This window comes from Corallococcus sp. AB049A (assembly GCF_003668885.1).
Lineage (GTDB): Bacteria > Myxococcota > Myxococcia > Myxococcales > Myxococcaceae > Corallococcus > Corallococcus interemptor.
Map to the genome: position 1 here is coordinate 1 of NZ_RAWL01000448.1, position 6,809 is coordinate 6,809.

Annotated in this window: 5 protein-coding genes; 4 read left to right on the top strand and 1 reads right to left on the bottom strand. The window is 68.5% G+C overall.

The genetic code is table 11. The features are described 5' to 3' along the window. Positions 1–166 precede the first annotated feature (166 nt). The 3 genes from D7X55_RS33025 to gspC all read left to right on the top strand — a co-directional run bounded on the left by D7X55_RS33025 (position 167) and on the right by gspC (position 3,527). A complete protein-coding gene (locus D7X55_RS33025; protein ID WP_121725142.1) occupies positions 167–862 on the top strand; it encodes a zf-TFIIB domain-containing protein in 696 nt (231 codons plus the stop codon). 122 nt (positions 863–984) lie between these two features. After that, the gene (locus tag D7X55_RS33030; protein ID WP_121725143.1) at positions 985–2,502 is read left to right on the top strand and encodes a M35 family metallo-endopeptidase; all 1,518 of its coding nucleotides are present in this window, start codon (positions 985–987) and stop codon (positions 2,500–2,502) included. A gap of 161 nt (positions 2,503–2,663) precedes the next feature. Beyond that, entirely contained in the window at positions 2,664–3,527 is an 864-nt protein-coding gene (gspC, locus tag D7X55_RS33035) for a type II secretion system protein GspC (protein WP_147470302.1), read from the top strand. 5 nt (positions 3,528–3,532) lie between these two features. Here the strand turns inward: gspC and D7X55_RS33040 are convergent, their stop codons facing one another. Continuing rightward, positions 3,533–5,491, bottom strand: a complete 1,959-nt coding sequence (locus D7X55_RS33040) for an ABC-F family ATP-binding cassette domain-containing protein (protein ID WP_121725145.1) — start codon at positions 5,489–5,491, stop codon at positions 3,533–3,535. Between the two features lie 124 nt (positions 5,492–5,615). Between D7X55_RS33040 and D7X55_RS33045 the strand changes: the two genes are divergently transcribed. Then, a partial coding sequence (locus D7X55_RS33045) for a serine/threonine-protein kinase (protein WP_233610217.1) occupies positions 5,616–6,809 on the top strand: 1,194 nt, incomplete at its 3' end.

A 6,809-nucleotide genomic window follows, 5' to 3' on the forward strand; every position in this document is an offset into this window, starting at 1 on the left:
TCCCCGTCCCGGAGGAGCTGCGCGAGCCCGCGCCCGCTTCGAAGACGCCCGAGCCCAAGCCGAAGAAGGACAAGCGCCGCCGCGCGGGCTGAGCTTCGCCTGAGCTTCGGGGGAAACGGCCCCCGGCATCCCGTTTCCGGGGAAGACCCGGTAGGCTTGGGGCGCCATGCAGGCGTGCCCCTTCTGCCAGACGACGATGCGCAACACCTACTCCCGGGGGTTGGTGCGCGACGAGTGCGGTGCCTGCGGTGCCGCCTGGTTCGAGGAGGAGATGCTGGCGCGCGTCGTCGGCGGTCCCACGCTGACGGCCGTGTTCGAAGCGGCGAAGGGCAAGCCCGGGCGGTGCAAGGGCTGTGAGGCGTCGCTCCAGTACGTCCCGGGCTGTCCGTCCTGCGGGCGTCAGGCGCCCACCTGTCCCACGTGCGGAAACGCGCCGCTCCCCGAGGTGGAGTTGCGGGACGTGGCGGTGGACGTCTGCACGAAGTGCCGGGGCGTGGCGCTGGACGCGGAGGAGCTGGCGAAGCTCCAGAAGGCCGCGGAGCCGAAGCCGGAGCCCAGGCCCGCCGCCGCGGACTTCGAGCACGAGTACGACCCCAAGAAGAGCCTGAGCCTCTTGCCCAAGGTGCGCATCGGCGACGAGCCGGCCTGCGTGACGTGTGGCCGGAGGATGGACGTGCGCTACGGCTTCGTCTGGGAGGAGCTGCTGTACTGCGGCAGCTGCGCGCCGGAGGGCTCCGCGCCGTACACGGACGAGCTGACCAAGGCCCGGCCCAGCGAAGCCTACGGCCGCCGCGCCAGGCACCTGAACAACAGCGCCGCGGAGTCCGCCGTGGTGTGGTTCCTGTCGAAGATCTTCAAGTAGCCGCGGTTGTAACAATTCTGGTTACAAATCCGCGCGCCGAGTAGCGCATTTGTCACATTGAAACATCCCTCCGGATTGTCGCACCCTGCCCGGGCAATCAACACCCAAGCAGGGGGAAGCGGATGAAATGGTTCTGTCTCATCGTGGCCGCGCTCGTGTCGATTCCAGTCCACGCCAGCGCCAGGGAGGCCATTGAAATCAAGCTCACGTCCAAGGCGACGAAGTTCCCCTCGGACGCGCCCGTGGACCTCGTGGTCACGTTCACGAATGTGTCCGGCAGTCCGGTGCGGATCCTCGGCTACCACACGCCCGTCCTCGAAGGCATCGAAGCGGACATCCTCACCGTGTCGCTGGGGGACAAGCCCGTCGAGTACATGGGCCGGCTCTACAAGCGCGCGGCGCCCACGGACCGCGACTCCCTGACGCTCAACCCGGGAGAGAGCATCTCCGGCGTCGCGTCGCTCTGGGACAACTACGACCTGGCCGTCTCCGGGACCTACTCCATCCAATACAAGACGGAGATCTTCAGCCCCCAGTCCGACAAGGAGTTCGCCGTCTCCAACGTCATCACCCTGGACATCGAGGGCCGGGAGCCGCGTCCCAATCCGGACGACATGGAAGACGAGACCAAGATCGTCAGCGGCAACAACGAGAAGTTCAAGGGGTGCAGCGACTCGCAGAAGAGCGCCATCATCGCCGCCCGGGAGCACGCGTTGAACTACGCGGATGATGCCTATGACTATCTGGTGGCCGGGAACGTCACCTCCCGCTACACGACGTGGTTCGGCGCCTATGACAGCTCACGCTATGGCACCGTCCGGGAAAACTTCCGGGAGATCCGGGACGCCGTCGACAACGAAGACATCAAGTTCTTCTGCAACTGCAACAAGAGTGCGTATGCCTATGTGATTCCCTGGGAGAACTTCAAGGTCCACCTCTGCAAGGCCTTCTGGCCCGCGCCGATGACCGGCGACGACTCCAAGGCCGGGACGTTGATCCATGAGATCAGCCACTTCTGGCGGACCGCCAGCACCCGCGACATCGAGTACGGCCACAGCGCGGCGCAGAACCTCGCGGTGACGAAGCCGCACAAGGCCATCAAGAACGCGGACTCCCACGAGTACTTCGCCGAGGCCACGCCCTACAGCCCCTACAACCCCTGCGCGCCGACCGTCACGTCGCACACGGGCGCGCCCATCACCGCGGGATGGGATGGCTCGAACTGCCACGTCATGAACGTCCCCGCCGGGCTGACGTCGTTCGTCCACAACAACGCCTGGTACGTCAACGCGCTGCCCGGCACGTCGTGTCCGGCGCCTTCCGGGTGGGACACCGCGAACTGCTACATCCTCCCCTACCCGTCCTGGAGCACCAGCTACTTCGTTTGGTCCGGGAACCTCTACCTGACGCCCGGCCCCGGCAATGCGTGCCCGCCGCCCTCGTCGTTCGACGGGGCCAACTGCTACGTCATGCCGCTGCCCTGGGGTTCGACGCCCTTCAAGTACGCGAACAACCTCTACATCACGCCTCCGCCCAGCTGCCCCATTGGAGGCTATGACGGCGCGCACTGCCTGGTGGGCACGGCTCCCGCCAGCCGGACCGCGTTCATCTGGGGTTCGTCGTTCTATTACAGCCACTGAGGACGGACGGACAGCGTGTCATGACGGCTTGTCATTGCCGGCGCAGCATGCCCTGACACGCGGTCCAGGTTCCCTCGGGACGCCAGCAGTGCTCCCTCTGGAGGAGCCTCTGGCCCCTGGCTTGCTCTGGGCCTCCCTGTTCCAAACAGGGAGGCTTTTTCGTGAACCTTGCCATGCAGCAGAGGTCCATCCAGGGCCTGTTCGCTTTGCTTGTCTTTGCATGTGCCCTGACGGCCGCGCTGAGCGTGAATCAGGTGGCCGGTGCCTTCGTGATGCCCGGCATCCGGGACACCGGGGCCGCGGCTCCGGCTCCCTCGAACGCCCCTCCCCTGACGGCGCTGGATGGGGCGCGGCTGGCACGGCTCACGGGGCTCTCGTCCGCTTCCGGAGGGGTGGCCGCACCGGAGCCACCGCCAGATCTTCCCCGGAGCACGCTGGGCATCCGGCTGTTGGGCACGCTGGTGGCGCAGGATCCCCGGTGGTCCATGGCGTCCATCCATGAGCTCCCGGCCGGCAGCGCCCACAGCCTGATGGTCAGCGATGTCATCCAGGGCGCCCGGGTCTTCGCCATCGAGCGGGAGCGCATCCTGCTGCTCGTGGATGGACGGCTCGAGTACGTCGACGGAACCGGGAGCGTCGCGCCCTCCCGGGTGAACATCCAGCCCGGGGCTTCCGGCCTGGGCCGCGGCATCCGCGAGACAGGCCCGGACACCCGCATCGTGCCCCGCGAGGACGTCACCGAAGCACTCACGCACCTGCCCGAACTGTCGATGCAGGCCCGGGTGGTCCCCGCCTTCAAGGACGGCCGCCCCGTGGGCTTCAAGCTGTTCTCCATCCGTGAGGACTCGTTCTACTCACGGTTGGGGCTGCGCAATGGGGACGTGCTCCAGCGCATCAACGGCCTGGACCTGGACAGCCCGGACAAGGCGCTGGAGGCCTTCACGAAGCTGCGCGACGCCCGGCGCATCGAGCTTCAAATCGAGCGCGGCGGCGCTCCGGTCCGGAAGGTCTTCGACGTCCAGTAGGCCCCTTACGCCTGCGCCGCGGCCAGCTTCTCCTGCGCGGCCTCCCAGCGGGCATAGAGGTCCTCCAGCTCCTCCTTGCCCGTGCGGTGCGCGTCCATCAGCGGCTTCGCGCGGGCGAAGTCGTTGTAGAGCACCGGGTCCGCCAGCTGCGTCTCGCGGTCCTTCTGCTCGGCCTCCACCTTCGCGATGCGCTCCTCCAGCTTCGCGATCTCCTTCTTGATGGGGCCCTCCACCACGGAGCGCCGCTGGCGCGCCTCCGCCTCCAGGCGCTTGCGCTCCTTCTCCGACACCGGACCGGTGGCCGCCGCGCCCTTCCCGCTCGACGCGCCCGTGTCCGCGCCCTCCGCCGCCAGGCGCTGCTGCTCCTGGTGGTAGAGGTATTCGTCCAGGTTGCCCGGGTGCGATGTGAGCTTGCCGTCCGCGACCTCCCAGACGTGCGTGCACAGGTTGTTGATGAAGCTGCGGTTGTGGCTCACGAACAGGAGCGTGCCGCCGTACAGCTTCAGCGCCTCAATCAGCATCTCCGACGAGTCCAGGTCCAGGTGGTTCGTCGGCTCGTCCATCAGGAGGAAGTTGGACGGAATCAGCAGCAGCTTCGCCAGCGCCACGCGCGCGCGCTCGCCACCGCTGAGCACGCCAATGGGCTTGTCCACGTCATCGCCGCTGAAGAGGAACGCGCCCAGCACGCCGCGCACGTAGCTCTCCGGCTTGTCCGCGGCCAGGGGGCGCACCTCTTCGATGATGGTGTTGTGGCGGTCCAGCTTGTCCGCGTGGTGCTGCGCGTAATAGCCCACCACCACGTTGTGCCCCAGCGTCACCTTGCCGGTGTCCGGCGCCAGCTCCCCCGCCACCATCTTGAGCAGCGTCGTCTTGCCCGCGCCGTTCGCGCCCACCACGGCGATGCGCTGGCCCCGCTCCAGCCGCGCGTCCAGCCCGTTGTAGACGGTCAGCGCGCCGTAGCGCTTGGTGATGCCCTCCATCAGCACCACGTCCCGGCCGGAGCGCTCCACTTCCGGGAAGCGGAACTTCATCGTCTGGCGCTCTTCCAGGACCTGGACCTTCTCCAGCTTGGCCAGCATCTTCGCGCGGCTCTGCGCCTGCTTCGCCTTGGTGGCCTTCGCGCCGAACCGGTCGATGAAGCCCTGCAGCTCCGCGCGGCGCTGCTCCACCTTCTCCGCTCTCGCCTGCAGGAGAACCATCTCCTCCGCGCGCTGGCGCTTGTAGTCCTCGTAGTTGCCGGCGTACTCGCGCACGCCCTCCATCTCCAGCGACACCACCCGGTTGATCTGCCGGTTGAGGAAGTCCCGGTCGTGGGAGATGAGCACCATCGCCTTGTTGGAGCGGCGCAGGAACCCGTCGAACCACGCGAGCGTGGGCACGTCCAGGTGGTTCGTGGGCTCGTCCAGAAGCAGGAGGTCCGGGTCCTGGAGCAGCAGGCCCGCGAGCGCCGCGCGCATGCGCCAGCCGCCGGAGAGCGCCTGGGTGGGCTTGGACAGGTCCGCGTCCTTGAAGCCCAGGCCCTTGAGGATGCGCTCGGCGTGGTGGCGGCCGTAGCGGTTCTCGAAGTCGTCCAGCTCCGCGTGGAGGTCCGCCAGCGTCTGGGCCAGCTCCAGCTGCTCCTCCTCGTCCGTGCTGGCGGCCAGGGCGGCTTCCGTGTCCTTCAGGCGGGATTCCAGCGCGTCCCGGCCCGGGACGGTGCTCATGACCGCCTCCACCACCGTGCCCTCCGGCAGGCCGGCGATCTCCTGGGGGAGGTAGCCCGCCCGGGCCCGGCGGCTGTACTGGACGGTGCCCCCGTCCGGCTGGCTCACCCCGGCGATGATCTTCATCAGGGACGACTTGCCCGTCCCGTTGGCCCCCACCAGGCCCACCCGGTCCCTGGGACCGAGGGTGAAATTGTCCTCGTCGAAGAGGACCTTCTTTCCGTAGGCGAGGCTGATGTCCTGGGCGATGACGAGGCTCATGGCGGAGGGGGGAGATAACAGCCGGGAAGCCCCACGGGAACGGTTCTGATGCCTGCCTGACTGCCCAGGGAGCACATCTCCCCGGTTGGGCGGAAGGCGGGGCTTGCCTATACTCCCGGCACCCATGGCCGCCCCCTGCCCCCACTGCGGTAGTACCGAAGGTCAAGACCACCTGTGCGCGGCGCAGAGCCTCCAGCTCCTGGGCCAGGTGCTGGACGGCCGCTACAAGATTGAGAGCGTCCTGGGCCAGGGCGGCATGGGCATGGTGTTCCGGGCGACGCAGACGTCCGTGCAACGCCCGGTGGCGGTGAAGACGCTCAACCCGTCGCTGGCCGCGGCGCCCCAGTTCTTCGAGCGCTTCCGGCGCGAGGCGGAGATCGCCAGCCGGCTGCGCCACCCGAACGTCATCACCATCTTCGACTTCGGCCGGGCGGCGGACGGCACCTGCTACTACGTGATGGAGCTCCTCAAGGGGGAGAGCCTCAAGGAGCTGGTGAAGCGCGAAGGGCCCATGACGCTGCGCCGCGCGGTGAACCTGCTGGAGCAGGCCACGCTGGGGCTGGCGCACGCGCATGAAGAGGGTTGCGTCCACCGCGACCTGAAGCCGCACAACATCATGGTCCAGGCGCTCGACGGGAAGGACTTCGTCAAGGTGCTGGACTTCGGTCTGGTGAAGGCGCTGGAGCAGGACGAGGAGGAGCAGCTGACCTCCACGGGCCAGGTGCTGGGCACCCCGCAGTACATGCCGCCCGAGCAGGCCGGCGGCGAGTCCGTGGACCAGCGCTCCGACCTCTACTCGATGGCGGGCGTGCTCTACTTCTGCCTCACGGGCAGCTCGCCCTATGGCGCCAACACGGTGCGCAAGGCGCTCACGGCGTCGCTGACGCAGCCCGTGCCCCCGGTGAACAGCAAGCGCCAGGGCGCGCCGGTGCCGCCGGAGCTGGACGCCTTCTTCGCCAAGGCGCTCGCGCCGGAGAAGGAGGACCGGTACCAGAACGCGCAGGAGTTCATCGACGCGCTGCTGGACGCGGTGGAGGGCCTGTCCGCCGACGAGCTGGACGCGCACCCCACGGGTGGCGTCCCCGGCGCGGAGCGTGGCACGGGCAGCCGCAGCCGCGCGGGTTCGGGAAGCCGCGCGGGTTCGGGCAGCCGGCTGGGCTCTGGGAGCCGCGCGGGTCGTGCGCCGGCCACGGGCAGGACGGGCTCGCGCGTGGGCATGGCTCCACCCCGGGGAACGACGCCAGCGGGAGCACAGGCGCCGGCACCCCGTGGGACGTCCAACGCGAACAGCCCGGCACCGGTGGCCGCGAGCCGGTCC

What these genes read in the sequence shown, in the direction of transcription:
- D7X55_RS33030 (WP_121725143.1), top strand. Translation starts at nt 985, where the DNA reads ATGAAATGGTTCTGTCTCATCGTGGCCGCGCTCGTGTCGATTCCAGTC.
- D7X55_RS33040 (WP_121725145.1), bottom strand. Translation starts at nt 5,491, where the DNA reads ATGAGCCTCGTCATCGCCCAGGACATCAGCCTCGCCTACGGAAAGAAG.
- D7X55_RS33025 (WP_121725142.1), top strand. Translation starts at nt 167, where the DNA reads ATGCAGGCGTGCCCCTTCTGCCAGACGACGATGCGCAACACCTACTCC.